The following is a 26,433-nucleotide window of genomic DNA, read 5'->3' as shown; positions in this document are numbered from 1 at the left end:
TCTTTAACAACTATCATACTTTACGTTTCTTCGTCATTACAATGGTTGCTATTACGATAGCAACCTTCACTAATAGTATAAGCAAGTAAAAACTAAAAGAAATAAGCGATGGTAATAACACAAGCCACCACGACCATGTAATAACATCTGTTAGCTTTAAGACAACTGAAATCAATAAAACCTCGCGTATCGAAAAAAACATGAGGAATCGCCGAAGCCTCCTCATGTTAAATCGCATTTACAAAGTATCGTTAAAAATCTGCCCATTCCCTTTAATACTAATAATTTTTAGACGATTTGTATTTTTAATAAAAATTGATTTATAGAGCTTTGTGCCATTTTCATCTACAATTAATAAAATACGTTTATCAGTGGAATCGGTTACCTTTTCAAAGTGAATATTTTGATTATCGATTTGTTCCATAATTTTGTTATATTCAGGTAATGAAGTCCATTCACTAAGATCATTTGTTTCTGTCGCTTTGTCTTCCGCTTCTGCATTTTGTTCTAGCTGAGCTGGCTGTTCGTTCGTTTCATTTTTTTGTTGTTCTACTTGTTGCTCCTGCGATTGTGAAGAAGCATCATTTGTTGCCTCATTGTTTCCCGTTGCTTCATTATTGCTGCACGCACTTAACATCGCTACGACAGCACTCAATAGTATTATTTTTTTTATCATTTTAAAACGCTCCTTCTAGGCTTATAGTTTACGATAAACGCTCCACTATGCTATTATTTTTTTGTATTTTTAAGCATAAGGAGGAAATATTATGTCGAAAAACACAATAAAGTGGACCATTATTACGGCTATTTTAACAGCTTATGTGTACATTGACGGCTTTTATTTATGGGACATCCAATTTGTCACAATTCCTTTAGCTGTTATATCGTCTGTTATCGCAATGGTTGTTACATATAAAGAGCAACGACCCGTCTATATGCTTTTAAATGTATTATTCACATTTATTGCGATTGTTGGATTTTTTGTTTTGAACAAGTAATTTTACAATGATAGCTATCACTGTTTGGATAGCTATCATTTTTCACATAGTTCTTTAAAATTACATCTGAGACAGCGCCATTCATCAGGCGTTTTCTCAAAATCCTCAAGATCCATAGGCTCGTTTGACAGGATATCTGCCTGGTATTTTTTCATTTCTAAAACACTGTGTCGAAATGTATGTAAAACATTGTCCATGTCGAATGATGTAAACATATATTGTTGTCGTTGCCCCGTTAGTAAATACTCATTGTAAACTTCGATTTTTTCTAGCTCGACGCGATATTTCTGTTGAATGTAATAAGCATAGAGCGCTAATTGCTGGCGGTCATCATCTGATGGCCCCCCTGTCTTCCAGTCAATAATAATCCACTTATCTTTCATATCATCATAATAATGAAAGTCCATTACTACAAACACTTGCGTATCCTCAATTTTCATCGAGCGGAATTGTTCGGGCTCACCAATTCGTAATGAACCAGAATGGGCGGTGATTTGCAAAAATGTCTCGCTTTGTAGAAAGTTCGTAAACACTGCTTCCAAGCGACTTTTATAGTCTGCAATAAGCTCCGTATTTAGTTGTCCATCATAATAAATTTCCTGCATCATGTAAAACTTATTCGGCTTATGTCTCCACAAGTCTACATGCCGAGTCGAATCAATAAAGGCTGCATTGAGTTGGCCACGTGCACGATTCACAAGCTCCGTGACAGACGGCACTTCCCTCGTCTGTAAGTAATCGAGTATCGTTTGCTCGATTAAACGGTGGACAATTTGCCCAAACAAAATGGGCATGGACTGCAGCTTTTTTAAGCGATACACATGTTGATGAAAAGGCTCCACTTGATGGCTCAACCATCCATTATGAGAAAAATAATATTCATAGCCATATTTTCTGGCACAGCTTGTTAATGTTTTATGGCGTGAAAGTGACCACGAAAAGCTTGGAAAAGGTGATATTTCAAACATGTGAACCCTCCTTATAACTGTTGGAAGAAATCATAAACAAGTTGTAGAATCAGGACAATGGTGACAACACGCAACAATATTTTTACTTGCTTTGCATTGACCTTTCTAGCAAGAATAATGCCAATTTGCGCACCAATAATTGAGCCAAACATTAAGACAATTGTTAGCGGCCATTCAATTTTACCTGTTGCAATATACGTAATGGCTGCTCCAGAGCACATGGCAAATACGCCTACTCGAGACAAACCTACAGCTTTTATATAAGAAAGTTTTTCATGGGCATAAGTATAGAGCGCCAACGTACTACTACCAGGACCAAATAATCCATCGTAAAATCCTACCCCAAGCAAAATAGGGCCATTTTTGCGATTCATTTGAAAGCTTTCCACTTCACCAAAATCAGCCCCACCGATAAAGGACATAATAAGTGCAAAGCCAAGTAAAATAATTGCAATCAGTGTTAACGTCTGGCCACTCATAAAGGAAGCAAAAAGCCCGCCCAATGTGCCGCCAATTAACGAGACAAGTAACACAGAACGCATTTCTGCCCATGACAATTCTTTTCTTCTAAATATCGTATAAAAGCTAGAAAAAGCGCTGACCATATTGGAAACTTTATTAGCTCCAATTGCTGAGTGAACCGGTACGCCCATCAACATCATCGTTGGTAATGTAATTAATCCGCCACCGCCAACTAATGTGCCGATCAGGTTACCTGCAATACCGATCACTAAAAATAAAATGTATTCCATCTAATCCTTCTTTCTGCAACCACTTGATGACAATCTTATGTTACAGTATAACAGAATCCTATTTTGAAAGAAGTACATAATGAGGTGATCTTATGCATGCACAACACAAAACGCCTACGCCAAAACTGTGCAAACAACTGACCATTCTAGTGGCAACCATTTTTACAGCTAGCATTACCGCCACGTTGATTCAATATCGTAAGCTTCCCTCGTCCATTCCAGTTTTACAAAGCTTTACGACAGACCATGCACAGTTCGGCCCTAAAATCGCCATCTTTTATTTACCCTTTGTAGCGTTAATGCTATTTTTACTTTTGCATTACTTGGAAATAAAAGCGGCTTACCCAGTCATACGAAAAAACAAACCTACTTTATCTCATATTGAACGTCAAAATGGCATCATTACCTTCTGTCTAATGAAAAACAGTATATTGCTATATTTTACATACTCACTTTTCAATGATTTAACAGTAGCAATGGGACATAATCGTATTTTACAACAATGGCAAGCTTATGCCTTTCTTGCTCTGTTATTAATTATCTTTAGTTGGGGTATTATTCGTGGACTATATCTCCAACATAAATTAAAAAGCTAGTTGCACAACACCTACGTGCAACTAGCTTTTTTTATGATAACACCGTGCCAAATTGCTGATTGTAGCGTCCTTTTCCATCATCAACTCATAACAAAAAAACGATAAAATCCCCCCATAAATCCTTTGACTGATAATTATTCTCAATGATAAAATTTTTGTAAGTAATCGATAAAATAGCAAAGGAGGATGACTTAAGTTGAGTTAGGAACAGTAAAGGGACAACTTCTACTTTTCGAAAAATGCGCAACTAAAGTGCAGGTAAATCCTCAATTACGAATTGACCCCTCTACTATGAAAATAGGTATTTGGCATATAAGAATTTTACTCAATAACGTTCGCGTACAAGTTGTACAATTTTAGCTATCTACCATTTCGTACGTCAAAGAAAGTTGGTGACGATTCATGTGGTATTATCAATCACTCGCATATTTTTTGTATTTTACTTTAATTATATTTATTCCTTCGTTCGTAACCGGTTCTCCTTACAAAGAGACCCCAAAATCATCCTATACAAGAAGATTACTAACGTCTATGGTATGGGCTCTTTTCTTAACATGCATTGTTACACTTTTAGATATAAGATTTCCTTTTGGATTTGATTAGTATTTTTCCTAAATACATACCCTGCCTCTTCCCCTAACAACTAGGAGGTGTTTTCTATTAAAAATACGACACCAAAAGACAAAGTAATAATAGCATCTGGCTTTTTCTTTATCGCTTTTTTCGTTAGGTTATGGTTATTGAAGGATTTAGGAAATTTCAACCTACAGGATTTACTTGCTTATACGCTTTTCGCTGCAATAGCTACTGGTATATTTTTTATTTTAAAGTACCCATTTAACAGCAAATAGTTTTTATTAAATACATTCAACAGGAGTGATATTATGATAAAAAATAGTCTATATACTTTATTTAAAGGAACTATGGTCGTTGTTATTGTAATGTTTTCTATACTTGGTGTATTTACAGAAAATACGGTTGCGAACGATTACCCCGATGACGAAGAGATTCTCGCTTTGATTGAAGAATCTCTAGAATTAATTTATGAAAAAGGAATTATTACTGACAACGACGGATACTTTCTCGGATATGATAAAGAAATATTTGTAAAAAATTTAAAAAAATATGACGGTTATGAAGAGCTTATTCAAGCATTCGAAGATGAAAATTTATTTGTAGATATTAAAAAGTAGATGTTTCTATCCATTCTAAGATTGAAACTAGAGCTGTTGCTTGTGGGTGGCATTTAATGAGACCAACAGCTGAATATAGAGCGGCACATAACAGCTGTCTTTCCAAAGGATTAAAAGAACATTTTGGCTTAGTTTCTTCACTTAGCACCTTAGCGAATTTAATATTTGATAAAAAGTTCAAATTAGCTGCTTCACATATATTAAAGCTTGGGATTAGATCGAATATTGCAGGGGCTGTTGTAACAATAGCATTTATTCAATCTAAATGTGCAGAAGAAATGGATAAGAAATTCCCCGGAAAAAGTAACTGTGAATAATTAGACAGTGTACTTGGCTAATTAGAGAAGGTGTTTACTATGAAAAAAATTAAAAATATATTAAAAAACAGATTAGTAATCGCATCTTTATTTTTTTCTATAAGTATTTTTATCATGATAGTTAAGGATACTGAATTCAGTATCTCAGGCCTAGTAAGATCAATCATCTTTGCAGTATTTGCAGGGAGCGTAATTTTTATTCTAAACTATCCGACTAAAAGTAAGTAAAATTCATATTTTCTACTTATAAAAATTCAAATCTCATGCACTTTATTGAGAGCTGCAAAGATTGAATTAACTTACATTGTTTAGGAAGAGGCCGAACTAGATATTTTTTTGACATAATATATGTAAACAGTAACATAATCGAACCACTAGCTTTATATCTTGAAATTGACCCATTTCAACATCACACATCAAAAGTCGATTGAATCCCATAATTTTGGACCAATCGACTTTTATCGTTTACATGACATCATTCATTTTCTTTTTATTGTGAGAGAATAGACTTTCAAAGTATAGATTCACTAAGAATAGTCCTAAAGCGAAGGCGATAAGACCACCACTAATAAATGAAAGTAGCAGTTTATAAAATAAGCCAAAGTCAGCTGTATAGTGATAATAATCTAATATTAAAAAAATCGCTAAGGTGCCAATTATAGAAGTCAAACTCGAGATACAATATGCCCAGATTAATTGTTTTCTGCTATACAAAATACTTCCCACTTCCTTTCAAAGTGCCTGTATATATTAGAATGAGAAAATTAAAAAGAAAATATGCATTTTTTAAACATTTATTTGTAAATACTCACAAATAAGCGAGCCTTATTAGTATTTATTTATACCCTCGGAATAACATCTTAACCACATCTTTGAATAATCATTCCGTTTTCTGTACCACGTTTCACAAATTATAGAAAATAGATTATACTGGAACTAACTATTAACAATCTTATTCCAAAAGGGGAATCTCCTATGACTGAAAATAATCAAACTGAAGCACCAAAAAAGAAAATGAGCTTGCAAGAAGCCGTCAAGCAACAGCTTGAAAACAAAAAGAACAAAAACGCTTCGACGAAAGGTAAATTGAATGGTGATACGTCAACAAAAAAAATGACAAGTCAGCAGACGAAAAAAACAAGCAATACGCGTAGAAAAATGGGCGTATAGAGTCCCTAATAGAGAACAAATAGAAAAAGCATTCAAGGAATCGTCCATATTCCTTGAATGCTTTTACTTCATTAAACGTCTTGGCGTAATGCTTGAACTTCTGCTAATGATAAGTTAGTTAATTCCATAATCTCTTTATCACTATTTCCTTTTATAAGCATCTTTTTCGCAATGCCTTCTATGCCTTGTTTAATGCCTTTTTCTATTCCTTTTTCTATTCCTTCTTGTTCCGCGTAGTATTTTGCATCTTCGATTTTCGCCGCTTCATCTAGCATATACTTGACTCGTGACTGGTAAGCGATAATATTGTCAGGATCTTGACTGATTTCTTCCCATGCTTGAAATGCTTTACGAATATTTTCATCTGTCTTCGCTATTTCCTCCAATGCTTTATAGATATCCTCACGAACAATGTTTTTACCGTCATCTACCATACCAAACATTAGTAACCACCTCACTAGAATATTATTGAATGATTGTTGTTCTTCATTTGTCCAAGCCTTTAAAAATTTATCCAATTCAATAAAATGAATTTCTAACACATCATCCGATTTTTTTACACGCTGTAAAGTTCTATCTTCATACAAATGATAGGTGCTATGATAATGGGCTATTTTTTGAAACAATGTAAAATTACAAATGTTAATTGTAATGGTAGGGTTCAGTGTATGATACCCTTTGCCTTTTTGTAACTGTAGGTTGTACAATCTAGACCAATAAAATAATGTACGCTTAAGCATGTCTTTTTTATTGGCTAATTGTATTTCAATATTAATCAACTCTTCATTTTGTGTTTTCACAACTATATCTAAACGGGATTGTTTATCCTCTTTATACTCGCCACCGACTTCTTGATTAATAAACGTCACTTCTTTGATTGGCTTTCTGCCAGTTCTTTGAAAAACAGCATTTAAAAATAAAATCGTAAGATGCTTATTTCGTTCACTTCCTAAAAGTTGTTTAAAAGCAAAATCTATCTTTAAATCCAATAAATTCGAAAGCGGAATATGACTTAGTGTTTGTTTACTCAACATTTTATCCACCTCAGTCTATTTTTTCGAATAGAGCCCTTTTTAAAAATTACTGAACAAATTCATTGTTACTTTTCAAAAAAAGGAGGAATAACAATAACGTACTAACTATAATACCTGCGTAAGGGTATATCAGCGGTACATGAAAAATATTTAGTAAAGTCATACCAACAACTAGTCCACAAAGCAACAAAACGAAGGAGAATATATTCTTAATCATTTTGATACCCCTTTCTAGAAGATTTTTTGTATATACTTAATTACTGTAATATTAGCTTGTCAATAACCGACATTTCAACCGACAATATTTCTGTCGGTTGCTTCGTAATGCCATTCAAAATTGTACATCCTCAACGTTAGTACTCATTTCAGTAACACTAATTTTATCTAACTTATAATCATTAAATTCAAATACCTCATCACAAAGCAATTCGATATCTTTTTGCATATGGCTCGTTAGAAGAATTGTTACACCATTGTTTTTCAGTTCGAGTAATAAAGTTTGAATAACTTGCACGCTTTTTTTATCTAGTCCATTAAATGGCTCGTCAAGAATGAGTAAAGCTGGGTCCTCCATAATGGCTTGTGCAATACCTAACTTTTGTTTCATACCTAAGGAATACTTTTTTACAGGTTGTCTATTATTAGGATCTAGACCTACTCTCTCAAGGGTCGACTTAATTATGGCATCGTTTATTTTATTTTGAATGGCTGCTAAGTAGCGCAAATTTTGAAAACCAGTGTAGTCATCAAGAAAATGAGGTGTTTCAATGACAATGCCCGTATTTTGTGGGAAATCAACTTCTTTTCCGAGCGTTTGTCCAAATACTTTTATTTCACCACTATCAGCGGAAAGAAAACCAATAACAATTTTAAATAAAATCGATTTGCCACATCCATTGTGACCGATAAAGCCATAAGCCTTCCCCTTTTCCAATGAAAAAGATACGGAGTGAAAAACTAATTGCTTTTTAAACGTTTTAGAAATATTTTTTGCTTCTACAATAAACGGTTGCATCATTAACCCCTTTCCGAAAAAATTAATATATTTTTCCTACTCAAAACATAGAGATATATAACACAGCCCCCTATTACAAGCAACTGCGTTATCAGAAAGCGTATATATTTTACGTAGTCTATTAGAATGCTAGCAATAAATACGTGCTGCCCTATTATTATTGGAAATACAAGTTGTAAAAAATAGAGAATGACAACAAAAATAAACCCACTACTTAGTCGGTTAAATTGAATGGAAACAGCAAGTTGAACACATGCAACACAAAAAGCACCAATAAATTGGCCAACAAACGCAGGTAGGACTAGCCCTAGAAAAATATTCTCCAGTGGTATTGCCATCCCTGTAAAAAGTGATTCAGTAAACGGAAAAGTACGATCATATAGTGTAAACGAACTAATCATTAACATCATTTGATAGATGAATAACATAGCAAATATAATTAAACAGAGGGATAAAACATGCGAAGTAATAAAAAGTAGTCGCTTTTCTATTCGTAGCATACTAAAAATAGCGTGCTTCCCCATCATGTGCGCAATATAGACATCTACCATCATTGCCATTCCAAAATAGGGAAGTAAAATGATCAAGATTTGAATAACATGTAGTTTCTCAATTGTCACCATCCCGATGCATATTAAATAAACATCAATCGCTGTATAATGTGTATAGCCATTATTATATATCGCATGAAATATCACCGTCGCTATTAGCCAGGCGAGAAAAAGGAACATTCTTTTAGATACAAAACGAATATTATAACGAATGATCGATAGGATTTGCAAAGGCATTCGTTAAAAATTCACCCCTTTAGACAAATACAAAGAAAAAATTAACAAGCCTATACTTAAAATAGTTAACGGAATATGTGACATAATTGCATAGAGTACAATCGAATTTACATGCGGGTCCAAATAATAGATACTTACAAAACTAAAATCCAACATATTCAGAAAAGGAATATTATAGAAATTTACAATAGCATTAAAAAGTAATAGAAAGAGGATGATGCTCATACCTAAACTACTGTACTGTCTTTTTGTTTTACTTTGCCAATACAAATAAAAACTTCCTAAAAAAATAAGGGTCATAAAAAACTTTATCGCAAAAAGGCTAATAACAATGATTGGAGATAAATCAAGAGAAAATAACGTATATGGATCATGTCTCCATTTGGTTTCTTCGCTCCAGTTGAATGTTCCCCCCAGTATGTAAACCGCTTCTAAAATGACTACAGCAAAAACATAAATTGTTAAAAATAAGCAATGTAAAATCATTGCCTTGATGTGAACTTTTACTATCGAAACTTTTTTCAATAACCTTCCAGCACAATAACGTAGGTTACCTTCATTCGCTAAATCAAACAGAAAAATTAGAAACACTGGCACAATTAATAATAAATAGATATACCTATTACCAAAGATAAAAAATACACCATTCCAAATGTTACTATCAACGGCCCAGTCATTCATTCGCAATACAATGCACGGAAGTATTAGTATATAAACGCACAACCATAGAAACTTTTTACTCTTAAAAATTCTTTGACAAGTAATTCTCAAAAAATTAGCTTCCATTTTTCAACTCCCATTTATAATTCAGATAACATGCTACTAAGCCAATTACAATTAATAGTAAATTTACAATAACAACATCACTTCCATGTAAATCGATACTCGACATAACATAATAAATTTTAGTTAATGCAAATTTTCGCAGCCCATCTAAATTAGAAATAAAAATATCAAACGTTAAGTAAATTGCAAAAGTAATAGCATAAACATAGACAATTTTGGAAAAGAAACTTGTTATGCCCATAGCAAAAATAGCTATTGAAAACCCTAAGGCAAAATGAATGGCTATAACCAATAGGACATAAAGCAAAGGGCTCGAAACAAATAGATCGCCCATTAAACCATCTGGCTGAAATTCAAACGGATAGAGCATTTTATTTTCAAAAAAGACACTCATCCCTAAAAAAAACAGCGCATTCGGTATACATAAAGCCAAACCACCAGCAATGCCATTAGCAAATAATTTTGTAAATCGATATTTTATATGCCCCATACGGATAATAGAAAAATAATGAAAATGACCTCTTTTCTCATCTACAAACGATGCAGCGTAAGGATAGATAGCGGCCAAAACAAATATAATTTGTGTAAAATGAAAACCATTCAGCCAAATATGATATGTATTACCACCTACTTCAAGAAGATACTTTAAGTTTTCAGCTGTTAAGTCATCTGCTTCTCTATCAATAAAAAAATGCGTACTTAACAGAGAACTATAAGCAGAAAAATAACACAAAATAAACATAACCATAATTACTAGTGCCATTCTTTTATTGAAGATGGCACGTATTAATTCTCTCCTAAGCATAATTATCACCGTCTATTCTTAAAAAATTTTAAACGAAAAGGTTTTCCTCCATAAAAATATGGAGGGAAACCTTTTCAGTATAGATTTTAATAAGAATCGGGATTCCAAGCCCCTGTAACATTATACCTGTTATACCAATTACCATCATCGGTTTGAGCGCTCATTCGATATTGATGATTTTGAGCCATACCTTGATTCGTCAATAAACTAGAAGTAGCAGTGCGAGTTGTCAAAGTTGAACTTCTAGCATCGCCATTAGAATTAACTACCATAAATTTTGTCCTTACCTTTGATTCGATATAGTCCACTTTTAGATATGGATCTTCATCTTTTGTATATTTATATGCTGGGGCAGAATATACCTTTGCATGCCAAAGACCTGTATTCATATCAAAACTAAATTTAGCATTATATGCACTTACTCCCGTTGCGCCCAAAAACATCATTACGGATAGTCCTAATACTGTTAAAGCTTTCATCTTATTCATGAAATCTCCTCCTTATTAGCTAAGCGAATATAAACTTTTTGATAGTGCTGTTATCAAATGCTTCATTTTTATGTCATTTTGTTAACGATGACTATAAAACTGGTCCTTTATTCTATCTAAATATAAATTATTATCTTCCCCCTCTTCTTGAGGGTACCACTCCAATAAAACCGGCATTAATTTATCCCATAGCGTGTCCATTACATAAAAATCTCGATCAAAGCTATAATCTAATTCATAAAGCGATATTCCCAGTGCCTTAGCATAGCGTTCTTTTTCGGGCAACACGATATCCGCAACATTTGTAGCAATATATTGATTCACTTCCTCTTGGGAAATACTTACACCATAAATCTCTTTCGCAATTCGTAACGCATCTATATACCTTTCTGTTTCCTTTACAGCGACTTTTTCCAAATAAGCATTGTCATGTTTCAAATGACTCATTTCATTATGAACTTTTAATCGAAACCCTGCTTTTCTATTATTCAATGTATTTTCTATTGACTCTGAATTTAAATTTACACTTCTTCCTAAAGATTTAGCATTATTTAACTTCACATCAGGCATTTCATCTAACACCTTAGCTACAGCAAATTCAAGGTCCACAACACTACTTACAGCATTACTTTCTTTACCCAACACCACTTTAATTCCAATTCCTACCATTAACAAAAGTGGGCAAATAACAAATATAATACGTTTATTTTTAGGGCATATGAATCCTCCATTCGATAATCTGTTTACTTAATCTTATCTTGCCTAAAACCGACATTTCAACCGACAAAATTTTTGTCGGTTGCAACCATATGGGCAATAAATTTTTTAATCAAAATATAATCACAAAACGGATTTGGCAAAAGCATAGCAATATACATCAAAACCTCGAATGCTGCTACTATATTTCATACATTACTATAAGTATAGTACCTCCAGAGTTTGAAGTAAGTCAGATGGCCACTTTTCATTCCAAGCCTCTAAAAATATAGTTATAATTAATATTAGATTGATTTAACGACTAAGGAGGAGCTATGGGTATATATTGGACTATTCAAACAATTGAAAAATGGCAGGAAGTAAAAAAAATCGGCTATCTTATCGGTGTCCGTGAGCATATATGGCCAGAGTTTATCGAACCGTATCATTGGATGATGCAACAAATGGTTGAGGAACTTCCAAATTATCAAGGTGAGTATCCAGTATGGGTATGGAAAGATAGGCCAGATCTTCGAAGAATAGGTCATTTAGAAAAAGGCGCTCGCGGAGTTCTATTAAAAGTAAACATTGAAGATGAAAGAGTTCTCCTCTCAGATTTTCAAGCATGGTATTTTGTTCTAGTTGGTGACTATTGCAATATTGAGGCAAAAGAAGATTTCGAACTAAATTTATCACAACAATCCATACAAGAAAGTTGGAAAACAATATTTAATTTAAAATATTTAGCAGAACACCCTGATTGGGGAGAGAGTACAGTTCAAGGTGTGACTGGTAAGGTAATGCTACATGAAATTACCTTAGTGAAAGAATTTACAGCTCGGTAAACCAATATTTTTTTCACCTTCTCTCCATCAACCATTATAGTGGCTATACTTTAGAGTTACTTTTACGGTCAGAATTTTAAAGGTTGTAGTTAATTTTTCAACGAATCGCACCGCGTATTACATAATAGTTAGTTAAGAGTGTTATAATCTACTCAATCAATCGTATTTGCAAACAAATCAAACCGTTTAAAACTCCTTATGCTTTTCATGCAAATTGTACACCATCCATCATAAAAAATAATAATACATTTCAATTTAAAATCATTTCCTTCTAAGGATTACTTTTGAAAAATTATTTAACTTCCATCTAAAGTTGCTAGCAAGGATAAAACCATGAATAATAACATGATACTAAAAACAATTAAGTACTCTCTTCTTAATATGAAACAAAGGAAAAATACTATAAACGACAATTTAAAAGTAGCCTCTAGGTATAAATTATGAACAATAAAATTTAATAGCATTGTTACAGCAGCGGTAATCAAGGACGTAATTTTAAGAACTGCTAATAAAAGCTTTAAACCATGTTCTCGTATTTTCCAAGTCCCCAATACTTGTGATGCATCTAATGAGAAGGGTAAATCATTATTCACTTGGAATTTTATATAAATTGGCTGTAAATAAGGCGCACAACCATTAATTGATTGTTGTCCCCAACCAAAATTTTCACCATTAATCACCATTGAATTTACAATAATGGCTTCTTCTTCATCCTTATATGCTGGTACTAACTCAATTTCAATATCTTTTGAAAATACAACGCGCTGCCCTTCCGTTTGACCAAAATACTTTTTCCAATGGATTGTTCTAATAGATTCCCCAAAAAATGACCAAGGTCGTTTCTTTTGCATATATGCCATACTAGTATCTACTGAAATCCAACCTTCCTCTTCTATAAAAAACTCATTCCAAGCATGTGCGTTCATTTTACCGTATGCCCAGCTTCCTACTACCGTTCTTGCTGGAATATTGATTGCTCTGCACAATGCTGTAAAGAGCATTGAAAATTCTCCACAATCGCCTTCTTTAAGCTTGAGAAATGAATTGACTCCACGGCAGCTTGGCGGATAAACATAGCGGTAATTTTTTACTATATAATAAAAAATAGCCCGTGCTTTTTCTTTATCAGTTTCCTGTTGATAGGTAATCTCTTCTGCTAACCTTGTCGTTTCTTTATTGATTGGTGAAAGAATCGTATCTCTTAAATAAAATTTCTTTTCTTCTTCTGTTAATGTTTTCTTTTCGTTCTTTGTGCTATAAAGTTCTATTTCATAATTTAAATGTAAATGTTCATTTTTGTTTATAACATAATAGGCTAATTGCTCACCTGTTGGAATTTCTGTAACTTGAGCAGGCACTAATGTGTTCTCGTTATATTGACTAACATGAGGAAGAATCATCCACAATTGTATTTGATCAAATATTTCATTTTTATAAAAGTAGTCCACTGTAACCATCTTAGTCATGTAATTCCCCACTTCATCAAAATTTTTGAATATTACAAAAACTAATTCTAAATTAGTATTTTTAATAGTTCTCAAAAGTTTTCAGATTTATTTCCTTCTTCTTTGTATACTTCTCTTTAAAAAATGTATAACCTTTCATATAATCTTCATCACATATTAAAATCGTATCAATTAATATCATGGTCAATGAAAATGTTCTTAGCCCCATCGTAAAAGCAATACCTAGATGAAGTGGTACAATAAGTGATAAAGCAATATATTTTGTAAATTTATTTAATACCATAAAAGGGAATGCAATTTGTAATAATACTGTCAAATATAGTTTTGGAATTCTAGAATCCTTGCATCCTATACTGTATTCTCCGCATTTATGGTATTTTTATTTTCTAAATTATTTGCTATAGCACACTGCTTTTACTCGAGTTAATTTAATTCTATCTTGCCCATAACCGACATTTCAACTGACAATATTTTCGTCGGTACCGTCAATTTTTTTGTCGGTTACTCCTATTTTCTCTCCTATGATTTGTCCCTGTTTTTTTCAAAAGTAACAACGTTATAATTGTTTGAATTTCCATTCTTTATTTTGTTTTTATTTTCACATTAGTGTAGAAGAACAAATAAAAAAGTGCCGATTTTCATCGACACTTTTTCTTTATCAATTCTCTTTAATTTCATCAAGCAATTGTTTTTCTTCCGCTACCTCAACCGCTTCGTGCCGTGTAGACACACCTAACAGACAAAAAAGCTGAGATAAACGACGTTCTACTGTTCTCACAGAAACATTGCATGTTGTTGCGATTTTCTTATTTGAATGCCCATTGATTAACATTTGCAGTAACTGTTTTTCTTTATGCGATAGTTCTAAGTTAGCATATCTATCATTCACTTTTTCATTTATATAATTTAAAAAATCAGTTGGTATTACAATTTTCCCTTGCACACTTAAACGAATTGTCGAGATGATTTGCTCAATGGGGGCAGTTTTTACAAGAATGCCATCCACTTTTTTCTCGAATAGTAGTGAATAATAGCAACAAACCTTATTCACTGTATATAAAATAATAATTGCTTGTTCCTGCATTGCTTTAATTTCGTTCACCAGCTTTAGATTATTATTTGTGGCAATACAAGCATCAATTAAAAATACATGGAATTTTTCCTTTTGCATTCTAGTTAATACATTTTGGGGATTCTTTTCTGTTTCTACATTAAAATCTTCTAACTCAAGAGACAATGTTTTTAATCCTTTTAAAACAATTGGATAATTATCCACAACTAAAATTGAAATCAATCGTATCACTTCCTTCGAATTCATTTCATTTTAATTGCTATGTATTAACCACATTTACTAGGTTATATTTACGTCAAATCATCTACCATCTAAAGCTAATTGCTCACCTGTTGGAATGTCAGTTACTTGAACAGGTATTGTATTCATCTCGTAAATAGACTGAATCGCAAGCGGTATGGTCATCCACAATTGTAGTTGATCACACAATTCATTTTTAAAAAGGAATTACACTGTAACCGTTTTAGTCATCTAACCCCTCCTGTTTCCCTTGCGTAAGTGTTGAAATAAATAGCAACGGATCACTACTTATTATTCTTTTGTAAATAGTATCTAGCATTAGCAAAAAAGATCGTACCGAAAAAGAACAACATACAAATGATCCAACTAGCAATGCCTGAATAACGGCCATTTAACATAAATTCACTAATCAAATTTACAAATACAATAAGCATCATCATGACATATAAAGCAATTAAAAATTTCATTGTATCCACCTCAAACTAATTTATCTTCACTTGATTAACATAATCATTTAGCTGAATTTTCAGACCACACAACCTAGGACTAGATGAAACACTTAACATTTAAAAAACAGTCGATTAAAGGGCTTTTGCCTCGTCAATCGACTGTTTCCTTGATTGAAAATTTTAGCCATGATATATTCCGTTTCCAGTCCATTGATTGAATTGAAATTGTGAATATCGAGCACACCTATGTACTTACCTAAAGCCTCTAACCTACTGTAACTTCTTCCGTATCCTTCTTGAAAAAATAAAGCCTGCACCTATAAAGAAAACGAGCATCATAACCTTGAGTATTGGAAAAATAAAGAGCTTACTGACAATAAAAATAACAAGGATATAATAGATGAGCATTGCTAATAAAAATAATCTTAGTTTATTCAAATCGTTACCTACTTTCTTTTAATGCCGCTTCTATTGCAGCAAGCGCTTTAGGCCCCATACCATGTAATTTTTTTAATGTCGCTAAATCGACGTCTTTTAATTGTTGTAGTTGTGTATAGCCAGCGGCATTTAATGCTCGTATAGCTGGCTTGGCAACACCTTTCGGCCATTCTGTCATATCTGCACATCCTCTCTTGTTAATGTTTTCGTTACTAAGCTAGAATCTTTTCATATCTTGTTCAATTGTTTCTAGTAAAGTGGATTGCTCAAGGACATTTAACAAGTTCCTCCCCTTACGTATCCATTTTTCTCCTACTAGACCGAGGCGATTTAAACAAATACCCTTTCGTATATAACATATCCCAAGAAGGGCGAAATCATTTTCTTTCTTGCATAAGATAATTGTATTTAATATTTCTGTCCTTGCTTTTGCATAGTTTTTATTTCGCATTAATAAAAACGTAATATTCATCAACAGATGAATGTGTAAGCGCGAAACATTTTGAAAGTTCTCATACATCGTAATATGGCGTAAAATAAATTGCTTTATTTGCAGGACAGTTGGCAAAGGAAATAAAAAGAGAATGGTAGTCAACATATATAATTCAGTGACAAAAAGTTGATTGTGTTTAGATAAGTCATACCAAACTGGTTCTACAATCGTTTTCGCCTGCTCTAAATCATTTGTTTTAGCTAAAATGATTAATCCATCTAAAATAGTCGCAATATGGTTAATTTGTAGATCATCTTTATTTTCTTTTAAATAGTGTTGGCACTTTTTCCATAGTCCTTCAAGTAGTACTTCATCATGCGTATTGACACGATAAAACTGAATGATAATTTCATCACGTTGACTATATTGGTAACCATTTTGAATATAATAAAATTCATCAAATGGAATGCCTAATCGCTGTAAAATACCGTGCATCGTTCCTAAGTTTATCTCGGTATTGTTATTTTCAAACTTAGAATACGCACCTTGTGTTAATAAGTGAGCGGCTACATGCTTTTGGGTATACCCTTTACTAATCCGAATTTGTTTTATCGTCTCACCATAACCTTTCACGTTACCATTCACTCCTTTACAAAATATTCTTTTACGAATATTTAGCTAAAACAATAGAAATGTTGGCAATGATGTAATGCGCTAGGGGGTGATTAAATTGATTGCTGTAGTAAATAAAACGCAATATACTTTATACACTAGAGCAAAGCTTCAGCAACTACTAATGTTATCAGTGATGACCAGTTCTACCTTTATTGTACAATTTACGTTTTTTTGTTGTCCATTAATAAAAGCTTTGTAAACCGACTTTATAGAAGGAGGTTTGCAAAGCTTTTCGATTTATAGAAGTACTTGGCTTCAAATAACCAATCAATTCGTGTAACTAGTATTTTCTTCTTTAAACATTCCACTTAACATCTTTAATGAAACGAAAGCCGTAACAACAGTTAGCAAGCCCAATATCCTCATTACAAAGTTTAGGTTTATAGAATCTAATAACATACCCCTGTCCCTACTCCCTGCACGAACACTGTTGTTTTTAATTTCTTATATTTACAAATATCCTAAAATTCCAGCTTATTTTAACGAAAAATTCCCAAAAGAATATAGCAATCGTAAAACTGATTTTTTAATATTCTTTTAGGAATATTTTGAAAAAAATAATAAATTATCGTTTATTATAGAAGCATCAAAATTGGATTATTAATTCTATTATTGTTTTTCAACTGTATATACTTAGAGTCCTTCAATATTTTTTAGAAAAAGGGTGATGAAAATATAAAAAAACGCATTGTAGTTGTTGTTATGTTGTTACTAGCTTTGCTTATTGGCTATGCCATTCAAAAGTTTGATAGAGATGAAGGCAGTGCAATTTGGGGATATCGTGCGGTTCAACCAACTTCTGTAAATAGTGAAAAACAAACTAACAAAAAGGTTAAAGTGGCCATTTTGGATAGTGGCATTTCCCCTCATACTGATTTGAAAAATATGATCGTTGCGTCGTATAACGCTATCGAAACGGACCAAGAAGCAATTGATGAGTTAAACCATGGGACAGCCATTGCCGGGATTATCGGTTCATCTCAAAATAAAATGGGTTTTTCCGGAATCGCAAAGGACATTGTAGAAATTTATAACGTCAAAGTTTTGAATAGCCAAGGTAAAAGTGACTTTCAAACAGTTATCAACGGTATCCAATGGAGTATCAAAAATAATGTAGATATTATCAATATCAGCTTTGGATTTGAAACAAATAATCCGGAATTTGAAAACGTTATAAACAAAGCTCTAGCAAATGGAATCATTATTGTAGCGGCTTCTGGGAACACATTAGGTTTAAGGGTAGATTATCCAGCGAAATACGAAGGTGTCATTTCAGTTTCTGCATTAAAATCTGATTTCACAATCTATAGCTACTCTGGTAAGGGTAAAATCGATTACGCCGCACCAGGAAAAAACATCTTATCTACTGACAAAAACGGTGACTACAGCATATTTAATGGGACATCTTTTGCTACAGCTTTCGTTACGGGCTCTATTGCTTATATACTTGGAAACACTAATGAAAAGATTAATAGTACTAATTTAAACAGCTTATTAGCACCTTATGTGAAAGATTTAGGACTACCTGGATTTGACGAAGAATATGGACATGGTTTTATACAACTTAATTAGGAAAAGGAGTAATTGATGATGAAAAAATTCTTAATTAAATTAATTGTAATAACAATGCTAATTTCTCTTATGCCAAGTGTTGATCCACTCAAATCTTACGCAAATGATGAAGCAAACACAATCGAATATAATACGATTGAAATCGAAAATGAAATATTACAGGAGCTCGGGATAGAAGATACTGAACAATTAGATTTACATGTTGAAGAAGACAATGATTTGGTCACAGTATACACTGACATAAATACAACAGATGTTCATGTATCTACTGTAATATATTATGATACTATTACAGACTCTATTTTATTGTATGGTACAGTGGAAGAAGATGGAGAAAAAATCTCCCATGAATATGAAGTAATCGTTCATACAAATGAAGGACAAAATTTCACAGCAACTTTTGTTGATCAATCTACTGGCGATATTTATGATATCGATACTTTAGAAGCACAATCTTCTGCTTTACCATTTGCCATTATAGCCGCCGTAGCAAGATATGGTATTTCTTATGCGATTAAAAGATATGGTAAAAGTGCTGTAACCACGGCCATTCGCAGTAAAAAGTTTGATAAAGTATTACCTTCTGTAGCAAGATTAGATAATAATAAACGCCATCACATTATGGCAGCAAAGCATGATTGGCATAAAGTAACTAAGAATAATTGGGATGACATAGCAAAGGTCATTTCTCAAGTGATGCGATATGGAAAAGAGGGTCCGTATGGGTTATTTGCAAGAGAGAAGACATTAATGTTGAATGGTAATAAAATTACAGTAACATTTGTTAGAGAAAATGGAAAAATACACATTAGTAATGCGTGGGTGAATAAATAATGTCTAAAAAATTAGAAAATTTAATTTTAGGTTTCAAATTTATAGATGCTGAAGAGTTATATCACACAAACGATTTACAACATTTTCATGATGAACTAATATCCAGTGCTTATGAAAATGGTAATATGATTAATTATACCTTTTTACATTATTTATTAATGAAAGAAGAGTCAGCAGAGTTACACAATCTTGTCTTTTCTTTATTTGTAAATTCTTTAACACATATCGAAGGTGCCTATCATTGTGCTCTCTATCACGCACAAAGAGCTGTCGAATTAACCAATGAACAAGATACATTTAGCTTAGAACATTTATTATTCCTTAATATCGTTCCTGATAAATTGGTGAGTGACCAAGAAGCGATTGAAATTTGCCATAAAATTTTAGCGCTGGATCCTTCTAATAAAACCGCGAAAAGTTCCCTTAAAGAATTACAACGTAAAACTAAGTAAAAAAACGATTACATTTGTGAATAGATTTACAAGCACTTGGTTAAAACGCTTAAGGATCCGTTTTAACCTAGTGCTATTTAAAAGTTTTAAGTGCCCTTCTTATCTATTGAAGCTATTTAAATAGCAAAAAAATCAGTAATATGTAGGTGATGACTTCATGTTAAAAAATCTAGAGCAACTTATTCTATCTGGCAACTTTAAAGAAGCTGAAGCATTATATCACGAAATGGATTTCCAACAATTTGATGATGAAATTATAGTCAGTGCTTATGACAACCGCAATATTCTTTACTATACTTTTTTACATTATTTATTAATGAAAGAAGAGTCTGCGAAGTTACACAATCTTGCCTTTACGTTATTTGTACATGCTTTAACACCTATCGAAGGTGCCTATCATTCTGCTCTTTATCACGCACAAAGAGCTATCGAATTGACAAATGAACAAGATGTAGGGGATTTAGAAAATTTATTATTCATATACGGGGTGCCCGATCAAGTCGTAAGTGATGAAATAGCTCTTGAAACTTGCCATAAAATTTTAGCGTTAGAGCCTTCGAATGAAATTGCCAAAAGTTTACTTAAAAAGTTACTACGCAGAAAGAAGTAAACGGTCTTATGCACTTGTGAATACAGGACAAGCGCCTTTCTTATCTAGCTCTCTACCCTATTAATAAATAGGCGTAAATTTTAAAAAACTAAAAAGCTACTAGAAACTATAAAATTTTCTTCGTTACGAAATTATAACAAAAGGAGAATGAAACATGTTAAAAAATTTAGAACAGCTCATTTTATCAGCCAACTTTAAAGATGCTGAAGATTTATATCACACAAACGATTTACAACATTTTCATGATGAACTAATATCAAGTGCTTATGAAAATGGTAACATGATTAATTATACCTTTCTACATTATTTATTAATGAAAGAAGAATCAGCGGAGTTACACAATCTTGCCTTTTCTTTATTTGTAAATTCTTTAACACATATCGATGGTGCCTATCATTGTGCTCTCTATCACGCACAAAGAGCTGTCGAACTAACCAATGAACAAGATACATTTAGTTTAGAACATTTATTATTCCTTAATATCGTTCCTGATCAATTAGTGAGTGATGAAAAAGCGATTGACATTTGTCATAAAATATTGGCGCTAGACCCTTCGAATAAAACCGCGAAAAGTTCCCTTGAAGAGTTACTACCTAAGATAAAATAAAATTTTATATACTTATGGAAAAAACGTACAAGCCCTAGGTTAAAACATTATAAGGATTCGTTTTAACCTAGTGGTATTAAATATGGTTAAGTGCCCTTATTATCTATTAATGCCATTTAAAATGTTTAAATAGCTAAAAATCAGTATATGTAGGTGATAATTCCATGTTAAAAAATCTAGAACAACTTATTCTATCAGCCAACTTTAAAGAAGCTGAAGAGTTATACCACAAAAGCGAATTCGACCAATTTCAGAGCGAACTAATATCGATTACTTACGATAACGGTAATATAATGAGTTATACTTTTTTACACTATTTATTAATGCAGGAAGAATCCGTTGAATTACACAATCTTGCATTATCCTTATTTACATGTTCATTAACGCATATTGAAGGTGCCTATCACTGTGCCCTCTTTCACGCAGAAAGACTAGTAGCTTTAACAAATGAACAAGATCCCGACACATTAGAACACTTATTATTCTTAAATGAAGTGCCCGATAAGTTAGTGAGTAATGAAAAAGCCCTTGAAACTTGCCATAAAATTTTAGCATTAGACCCTATGAATAAATACGCTAAAGAAACATTGAGAAAATTAACTAAAAAAAATAAAACTTCTCTTAAGGTGCTGCAACGTAAGCTTAAGAAAAAGTTTTAATGCATCTATTTTAAATTAATTTATAAAAATGGAAAAAGATAATTAAGCACTCTATTAAAGCATGTCATTATAATGTTTAATAGAGTGCTGCAATATTGTAAAAAACTTAAAATAATGAAGTGAGCTGAATATTAAGTATTTCAACACTTCCACAGCTCTTCGGTAGAAAGTTTATATTGTATTAGTTGGCTGTTCTTCCCTAAGTATTCTTCAATACCTAATCTACTAATTTCTTCAAAGCCTAATTTTTCAAGCATTTTTCTTGAGCGTACATTCGCTTCGTGTGTTTCTGCGTTAAACGTTGTAACGCCTAATCGTTGTGAGGCAAACTCTATCATACAGATGGCAGAGTAATATCCAATACCTTTCCCCCACAATTGACTTTCTCCGATAGCAATACCTAACTCCGCACTTTTATCATTAATACAGGCTAAATCTGCGTAGCCAACTAATTTTTTGTTAAATTCTATACCCATTCGTATAAAGTTTTTCGATACATTGCTAACACATTTAAGCCACCAACGATATAGTTCTTCAGGGCTTCTATTTAACTGCCATCCATTGGCTGAACAAAAAGCTGCATCTTGGCTCCATTTTAAAACAGTTGGATAGTCACTTGTCGTTAAAGGTCTTATCTTTATATGCTGAGAAAGGTTTTTATTAGTGTTCATTCCTATTGCCCCAATTCTTAAAAGTATATTTTTAAAGAATTGCGAAACACCCACACACCATCATGCCTTTTTAAATAGTAATTTTCCCACCATGATAACAATAGTACGTGTCAGCTTGCAGGTTTTGAATCTTACGCAAAGAGCGTTTTGCGTTGTCCATGTTTAAACAAAAGTGTGGATTTGCTATAACTAATCCTTGTTTTTCATTAGCAGCTGCATCCCCTGTAATCACACTATTTAACTTTGGAAAATATAATGAAATATGCCCTGATGTGTGCCCAGGTGTGGCAACTACTCGACATTCATTCTGTAAAATCATGTCACCGTCATGGACCTTTTGATTGATGGCAACATGCTTTAAATCCTTTAGTTGCTTGATAAACCATGTGCCAAACTCCAATTGTTCAAGTGGCATATGTTCAAGTAATGCCTCCGCCTGAACCAATCTCTCCGACTTCATTTCACCACTAATATATGTCGATTCAACTTCACTTGCGATAATCGTAATCCAAGGATATTTTTCTTTGAAATCATATAAAGAACCGATGTGATCATCATCATAATGCGTAATGATGATATTCTTTAAATATTTCATTTCATAGCCCTTTTTTGTAATTTCATGTTCAATCAATGGTAAAAAATTAGGATAGCCTGTATCTACTAACGTTAGTTCATCATTAGCTATAATTAAACTAGGGAAAATAGTATTTGTTTGTCCATTAAATTCAAATGCTATAGGTAGTTCTATAATTTTCATGTTACATCCTCCAAACGTTTTTTTGCAATGAAAAGCGAAAATTCTTGAAATTCATTATACAAGATAACTCGGAATTTTCTACAATAACTAAATTTTCAAATAACGAGTCACTCTATACGAAATTAAACATTATCAAAACGGCAGCAAGGAAATTAGCACTGCTATGGATTGCCCAACTCGTCACAATGGAGCCTTTGGATACTTTTTCATTCATCCAGCCCATTAAATAGCCAGCTAATGCTGTAGTAATAAAGATGAAAGCCACTGCTATCAGTTCAACTAAAGATAAAAACATCAAGCCATGGATGGCACCAAAAAGTAAACTTTGCAGTAGATTGCCCTTATGAAACCCAAATCTTACAATCAACCTCTTTGCTAAAAAACCTCTAAAGAAAAGCTCTTCTGAAAACCCTGTTTGGAAAATCGCATAGATTAATCCGGGTATTATAGCTGCTAACCCCAATCCTGCGAATCGCTCAAATGCCAATAATGATGCATCGACAAAAAAGTAAACAATTGTACAAATCGGTATAACTAATAATGCCATTACTCCAAGAAAACATAGCCAGTAATTCGCTTTACTTTTAATGTCTGGTTTTTGTAGACCGAGCCAAGTCAGAAACGAACATTTCTTTCTTGCGACAAGGAACCACCAACAAAATGGGATGACCGAAAATAATATGATTTGTATCACTGCATTGATAAAACTTTCAATAATCATAGAACCCCTCCTATTTTCAAATGCACACATTTTACATTAAGCATATAGAACACAGGAAATAATTTCAATAGTAATTTAATGATTATCATTAAATATATAAATTAAATCATTAAATTTTATACGTTATTTATTAATTCTATTTCTGTTATTTAAAAATTGTATACAAACATGTACCCATAATAATCACAAGGAAAAAGCCACGAAAACGTTGATGGTACAACATTCGTGGCTTTTTGGAGTATGTACAAACTTTGATTTTGGAAACCTATAAAATTTTCTACGCATACTGATTTCCAAATAATTCTAGAAATAATTAAGAAACCGTTCTTGCAGTAAAATATTTTAGCACAAAAAAAAATACAGCCTTTTTATGTTTTAAAGACTGTATTTGGTAGTTAATTAAAAATTTTAATATGGTTTGTTACGACTAAATTGCTCTCTCTTCATTTCTTTTAAAAATCTCCACTTGCTCATGTTTATGAACATAATCTTCTGGTAAAGGAAGTCTCCCATTTTCATCCATTTTATATTCTTTTCCTTGAATTAAAAATATTGTATGTTCGTCGTGACCAAATTTACGCCAATCTTGTTCACGCGTCGCTTTACTTATTAAATCAACTTCATGCAAAATACCGTAAGGACTAATTCTATATCGTTTAGACCCATTATTTATAGTAAAAGGTTCCTCAGTCGTAATGCCAAAGCTTTCAAAGCCCTTTAAAATCTCACTATTATCCCTTGCTGTGTGTAACCAAGAAGAACTACCTGTATGAATAAATGTTTGTATGTCCTGTAACAATTGCCGCTTTCTTTCTAAATGAACACGTTTGTGATCGGAAATTTGATTATCATAATGTAATAACTTTACATATCTAGATACCCCATCATCAATAAAATGATAATTAATAATCCCATAATCAGTGGGAATACCATAAATTTGATTATTTTTAATCGTCAAATTAAAGTTTTGATCGACATGAAGAATTTTCGCTTGGTGTTGTTGATTGTCAAATCTACTCTCTCTTGAAAGTGATTCTAAAATAGTTGAATTTACTGAAGAGTGTTTTCTTAGACTATAGTACTTCATTTTTTTCAAAGCAGAAGCCACACTACCTAAACTCTGTAGGCCCTGTAATAACTGATGCTTATCGATTACATTAGAAAGATTAGCTGGATTCCGTGTAAGAATATAAGTTTGTATACTTCCTAACAAATGACGTTTTTGCTCTAAGTATACTCGTTTATAATTAATAGGATTACCTACAACTTGATTTTTCTTGACCGTCAAACGATTATGGTGCTGTACTTCACGTTGCGACCGTAATAAATTTGATTTTGTAGGAGCCTGTTGATTTTTACGAGAAAACGCTATTTTTTGATAAGCTGGAGAGTTGAAAGTTTGTCTTTGAGTAATTGAATGTAGTGAATTCCACATTTTAATTCCTCCTTTTATTTCATTTCTCGTTTATAGCTTATTAAAACAAATGGTTTTAAAGTATAAGTTCCTGGACGGTTGAAAGAGGCAGAAAATCTAAAAGAGTAGGATTGTTTCACTTTGATTTGAGCATGTTTTGGCACAGCATCTAAATGATTTGGACTATATAAAGGAAACGTTGCATCAATCCAAGAAATAGCAGAATTTGGACGTAAACTTCTTTTAATAGAATATAGGCTAACTAAATTGCGATTTGTCTCCGTACCACCAATTGTAAAACCCGTCAAAATAGCATCATCTGGAATACTGCTAACATTCGTTAAATCAAAAGATTGAATAGTACTCGTTGTATTTCTTGAATTGATAGAAGAAGTACGCAAATCAACTCGATAAACAGGATTCGCATAAAGATAGACCGGCTCCCCTACAATTGTTCGTATACTATAAGGATAATTATTTCTCCCATCTTTTGCGGGTTTTATCTGAATATAATAATCACCAACAATCCTTGTTTCAAATTCTACTTGTCTATTACCCTCATCCCCAAATCCCATTTTTTGAACGATTCTATCCCCATTTGGATCAAAAATCTCTACATCAAATGTTTTTCTAGATACCAGTGTTAATTTCTCGCTTTTGTTTATACCAAGAGCAATTTTATAAACTTTGCTCTCCTCCGGTCCCTTGACTGATATTAAATCGCTTTTTTCAGGAATAGAAAAGTCAGTTCTATCATTTCGCTGAAGTTCAACGGCTTCTTCAGAAAGATTATTTGCTTTAGCGACCAATGGCATGCATACAAACAAAGCAAAAATAAACAACAGAGAATATAGTTTCTTCATTTCTAATCATCCCATCCTTCAATTAATTTTTATTGAAATTACTATACAA

The 26,433-nt window shown here is 32.7% G+C and carries 33 protein-coding genes; 12 read left to right on the top strand and 21 right to left on the bottom strand.

Translation table 11 applies throughout. The features are described from left to right. Positions 1-13: 13 nt before the first annotated feature. Entirely contained in the window at positions 14-175 is a 162-nt protein-coding gene (locus ACKVEV_RS05000) for a transmembrane Fragile-X-F protein (protein ID WP_409369313.1), read from the bottom strand. A gap of 63 nt (positions 176-238) precedes the next feature. Beyond that, positions 239-676 carry a hypothetical protein gene (locus ACKVEV_RS04995; RefSeq protein WP_409369312.1) on the bottom strand — a complete coding sequence of 146 codons (438 nt, stop codon included), beginning with the start codon at positions 674-676 and terminating at the stop codon, positions 239-241. 91 nt (positions 677-767) lie between these two features. Here ACKVEV_RS04995 and ACKVEV_RS04990 point away from each other — a divergent pair, with 91 nt between their 5' ends. Beyond that, positions 768-998, top strand: coding sequence for a hypothetical protein (locus ACKVEV_RS04990; RefSeq protein ID WP_409369311.1), 231 nt, complete (start codon positions 768-770; stop codon positions 996-998). Between the two features lie 35 nt (positions 999-1,033). Here the strand turns inward: ACKVEV_RS04990 and ACKVEV_RS04985 are convergent, their stop codons facing one another. Together ACKVEV_RS04985 and ACKVEV_RS04980 are read right to left on the bottom strand one after the other, a co-directional pair. Further along, entirely contained in the window at positions 1,034-1,966 is a 933-nt protein-coding gene (locus ACKVEV_RS04985; RefSeq protein ID WP_409369310.1) for a PD-(D/E)XK nuclease family protein, read from the bottom strand. 11 nt (positions 1,967-1,977) lie between these two features. Next, positions 1,978-2,718, bottom strand: coding sequence for a sulfite exporter TauE/SafE family protein (locus ACKVEV_RS04980; protein WP_409369309.1), 741 nt, complete (start codon positions 2,716-2,718; stop codon positions 1,978-1,980). A 92-nt stretch (positions 2,719-2,810) separates the two neighbouring features. On the opposite strand from ACKVEV_RS04980, the gene ACKVEV_RS04975 reads away from it, so the two are divergent. The 4 genes from ACKVEV_RS04975 (at position 2,811) to ACKVEV_RS04960 (ending at position 5,994) form a co-directional block, all read left to right on the top strand. After that, positions 2,811-3,314, top strand: coding sequence for a DUF1648 domain-containing protein (locus ACKVEV_RS04975; protein ID WP_409369308.1), 504 nt, complete (start codon positions 2,811-2,813; stop codon positions 3,312-3,314). A gap of 884 nt (positions 3,315-4,198) precedes the next feature. Beyond that, positions 4,199-4,507, top strand: a complete 309-nt coding sequence (locus ACKVEV_RS04970; protein WP_409369307.1) for a hypothetical protein — start codon at positions 4,199-4,201, stop codon at positions 4,505-4,507. Positions 4,508-4,563: 56 nt separating this feature from the next. Next, positions 4,564-4,824 (top strand): hypothetical protein, encoded by a 261-nt coding sequence (locus tag ACKVEV_RS04965; RefSeq protein ID WP_409369306.1) that lies wholly within the window; start codon positions 4,564-4,566, stop codon positions 4,822-4,824. A 975-nt stretch (positions 4,825-5,799) separates the two neighbouring features. Further along, a complete protein-coding gene (locus ACKVEV_RS04960; RefSeq protein ID WP_409369305.1) occupies positions 5,800-5,994 on the top strand; it encodes a hypothetical protein in 195 nt (64 codons plus the stop codon). Positions 5,995-6,065: 71 nt separating this feature from the next. On the opposite strand, the gene ACKVEV_RS04955 is transcribed toward ACKVEV_RS04960, so the two are convergent. The 7 genes from ACKVEV_RS04955 to ACKVEV_RS04925 form a co-directional block, all read right to left on the bottom strand. Further along, the gene (locus tag ACKVEV_RS04955) at positions 6,066-7,028 is read right to left on the bottom strand and encodes an Rpn family recombination-promoting nuclease/putative transposase (RefSeq protein ID WP_409369304.1); all 963 of its coding nucleotides are present in this window, start codon (positions 7,026-7,028) and stop codon (positions 6,066-6,068) included. A 331-nt stretch (positions 7,029-7,359) separates the two neighbouring features. Continuing rightward, entirely contained in the window at positions 7,360-8,046 is a 687-nt protein-coding gene (locus tag ACKVEV_RS04950; RefSeq protein ID WP_409369303.1) for an ABC transporter ATP-binding protein, read from the bottom strand. Then, on the bottom strand, positions 8,046-8,831 hold the full coding sequence (locus tag ACKVEV_RS04945) for a hypothetical protein (protein ID WP_409369302.1): 786 nt from the start codon (positions 8,829-8,831) through the stop codon (positions 8,046-8,048). The genes ACKVEV_RS04950 and ACKVEV_RS04945 overlap by 1 nt, the downstream gene beginning before the upstream one ends. Before the next feature lie 3 nt (positions 8,832-8,834). Next, on the bottom strand, positions 8,835-9,617 hold the full coding sequence (locus tag ACKVEV_RS04940) for a hypothetical protein (RefSeq protein ID WP_409369301.1): 783 nt from the start codon (positions 9,615-9,617) through the stop codon (positions 8,835-8,837). Then, the gene (locus tag ACKVEV_RS04935; RefSeq protein ID WP_409369300.1) at positions 9,607-10,422 is read right to left on the bottom strand and encodes a hypothetical protein; all 816 of its coding nucleotides are present in this window, start codon (positions 10,420-10,422) and stop codon (positions 9,607-9,609) included. Before ACKVEV_RS04935 ends, ACKVEV_RS04940 begins: the two co-directional genes overlap by 11 nt. An 86-nt stretch (positions 10,423-10,508) precedes the next feature. Then, on the bottom strand, positions 10,509-10,910 hold the full coding sequence (locus tag ACKVEV_RS04930; RefSeq protein ID WP_409369299.1) for a hypothetical protein: 402 nt from the start codon (positions 10,908-10,910) through the stop codon (positions 10,509-10,511). A gap of 81 nt (positions 10,911-10,991) precedes the next feature. Continuing rightward, complete coding sequence (locus tag ACKVEV_RS04925) at positions 10,992-11,552, bottom strand: hypothetical protein (protein WP_409369298.1); 561 nt, start codon at positions 11,550-11,552, stop codon at positions 10,992-10,994. A gap of 389 nt (positions 11,553-11,941) precedes the next feature. Between ACKVEV_RS04925 and ACKVEV_RS04920 the strand changes: the two genes are divergently transcribed. Continuing rightward, positions 11,942-12,451: a DUF3841 domain-containing protein gene (locus ACKVEV_RS04920; RefSeq protein WP_409369297.1), complete on the top strand. Its 510-nt coding sequence runs from the start codon at positions 11,942-11,944 to the stop codon at positions 12,449-12,451. A gap of 296 nt (positions 12,452-12,747) precedes the next feature. Here ACKVEV_RS04920 and ACKVEV_RS04915 read toward each other — a convergent pair whose 3' ends face one another. From ACKVEV_RS04915 to ACKVEV_RS04895, 5 genes are all read right to left on the bottom strand, one after another. Continuing rightward, the gene (locus ACKVEV_RS04915) at positions 12,748-13,899 is read right to left on the bottom strand and encodes a transglutaminase-like domain-containing protein (RefSeq protein ID WP_409369296.1); all 1,152 of its coding nucleotides are present in this window, start codon (positions 13,897-13,899) and stop codon (positions 12,748-12,750) included. A gap of 676 nt (positions 13,900-14,575) precedes the next feature. After that, entirely contained in the window at positions 14,576-15,211 is a 636-nt protein-coding gene (locus ACKVEV_RS04910) for a DNA-binding response regulator (RefSeq protein WP_409369295.1), read from the bottom strand. 737 nt (positions 15,212-15,948) lie between these two features. After that, entirely contained in the window at positions 15,949-16,116 is a 168-nt protein-coding gene (locus tag ACKVEV_RS04905; RefSeq protein WP_409369294.1) for a hypothetical protein, read from the bottom strand. Positions 16,117-16,120: 4 nt separating this feature from the next. Continuing rightward, positions 16,121-16,294: a hypothetical protein gene (locus ACKVEV_RS04900; protein WP_402922813.1), complete on the bottom strand. Its 174-nt coding sequence runs from the start codon at positions 16,292-16,294 to the stop codon at positions 16,121-16,123. A 39-nt stretch (positions 16,295-16,333) separates the two neighbouring features. After that, on the bottom strand, positions 16,334-17,182 hold the full coding sequence (locus ACKVEV_RS04895) for a helix-turn-helix domain-containing protein (protein ID WP_409369293.1): 849 nt from the start codon (positions 17,180-17,182) through the stop codon (positions 16,334-16,336). A 744-nt stretch (positions 17,183-17,926) separates the two neighbouring features. On the opposite strand from ACKVEV_RS04895, the gene ACKVEV_RS04890 reads away from it, so the two are divergent. The 6 genes from ACKVEV_RS04890 to ACKVEV_RS04865 all read left to right on the top strand — a co-directional run bounded on the left by ACKVEV_RS04890 (position 17,927) and on the right by ACKVEV_RS04865 (position 21,958). After that, positions 17,927-18,796: a S8 family serine peptidase gene (locus ACKVEV_RS04890; RefSeq protein WP_409369292.1), complete on the top strand. Its 870-nt coding sequence runs from the start codon at positions 17,927-17,929 to the stop codon at positions 18,794-18,796. A 15-nt stretch (positions 18,797-18,811) separates the two neighbouring features. Further along, on the top strand, positions 18,812-19,630 hold the full coding sequence (locus ACKVEV_RS04885; protein ID WP_409369291.1) for an SAR2788 family putative toxin: 819 nt from the start codon (positions 18,812-18,814) through the stop codon (positions 19,628-19,630). Beyond that, positions 19,630-20,082, top strand: coding sequence for a hypothetical protein (locus ACKVEV_RS04880; RefSeq protein WP_409369290.1), 453 nt, complete (start codon positions 19,630-19,632; stop codon positions 20,080-20,082). The genes ACKVEV_RS04885 and ACKVEV_RS04880 overlap by 1 nt, the downstream gene beginning before the upstream one ends. A gap of 157 nt (positions 20,083-20,239) precedes the next feature. After that, the gene (locus tag ACKVEV_RS04875) at positions 20,240-20,692 is read left to right on the top strand and encodes a hypothetical protein (protein ID WP_409369289.1); all 453 of its coding nucleotides are present in this window, start codon (positions 20,240-20,242) and stop codon (positions 20,690-20,692) included. Between the two features lie 154 nt (positions 20,693-20,846). Next, the gene (locus tag ACKVEV_RS04870; protein ID WP_409369288.1) at positions 20,847-21,299 is read left to right on the top strand and encodes a hypothetical protein; all 453 of its coding nucleotides are present in this window, start codon (positions 20,847-20,849) and stop codon (positions 21,297-21,299) included. 164 nt (positions 21,300-21,463) lie between these two features. Then, entirely contained in the window at positions 21,464-21,958 is a 495-nt protein-coding gene (locus ACKVEV_RS04865; protein WP_409369287.1) for a hypothetical protein, read from the top strand. 140 nt (positions 21,959-22,098) lie between these two features. Here ACKVEV_RS04865 and ACKVEV_RS04860 read toward each other — a convergent pair whose 3' ends face one another. From ACKVEV_RS04860 to ACKVEV_RS04840, 5 genes are all read right to left on the bottom strand, one after another. Next, on the bottom strand, positions 22,099-22,629 hold the full coding sequence (locus ACKVEV_RS04860; RefSeq protein ID WP_409369286.1) for a GNAT family N-acetyltransferase: 531 nt from the start codon (positions 22,627-22,629) through the stop codon (positions 22,099-22,101). 70 nt (positions 22,630-22,699) lie between these two features. Next, a complete protein-coding gene (locus ACKVEV_RS04855; RefSeq protein ID WP_409369285.1) occupies positions 22,700-23,386 on the bottom strand; it encodes an MBL fold metallo-hydrolase in 687 nt (228 codons plus the stop codon). Between the two features lie 112 nt (positions 23,387-23,498). Further along, entirely contained in the window at positions 23,499-24,107 is a 609-nt protein-coding gene (locus ACKVEV_RS04850; RefSeq protein ID WP_409369284.1) for a lysostaphin resistance A-like protein, read from the bottom strand. 427 nt (positions 24,108-24,534) lie between these two features. Continuing rightward, positions 24,535-25,542, bottom strand: a complete 1,008-nt coding sequence (locus ACKVEV_RS04845; RefSeq protein WP_409369283.1) for a hypothetical protein — start codon at positions 25,540-25,542, stop codon at positions 24,535-24,537. 14 nt (positions 25,543-25,556) lie between these two features. Then, positions 25,557-26,384: a hypothetical protein gene (locus ACKVEV_RS04840; RefSeq protein ID WP_409369282.1), complete on the bottom strand. Its 828-nt coding sequence runs from the start codon at positions 26,382-26,384 to the stop codon at positions 25,557-25,559. Between the last annotated feature and the right edge of the window lie 49 nt (positions 26,385-26,433).

Source organism: Lysinibacillus sp. 38-6 (assembly GCF_046245175.1).
In the GTDB taxonomy this organism is placed as follows: domain Bacteria; phylum Bacillota; class Bacilli; order Bacillales_A; family Planococcaceae; genus Lysinibacillus.
This window is presented reverse-complemented; position numbering and strand designations above follow the sequence as displayed.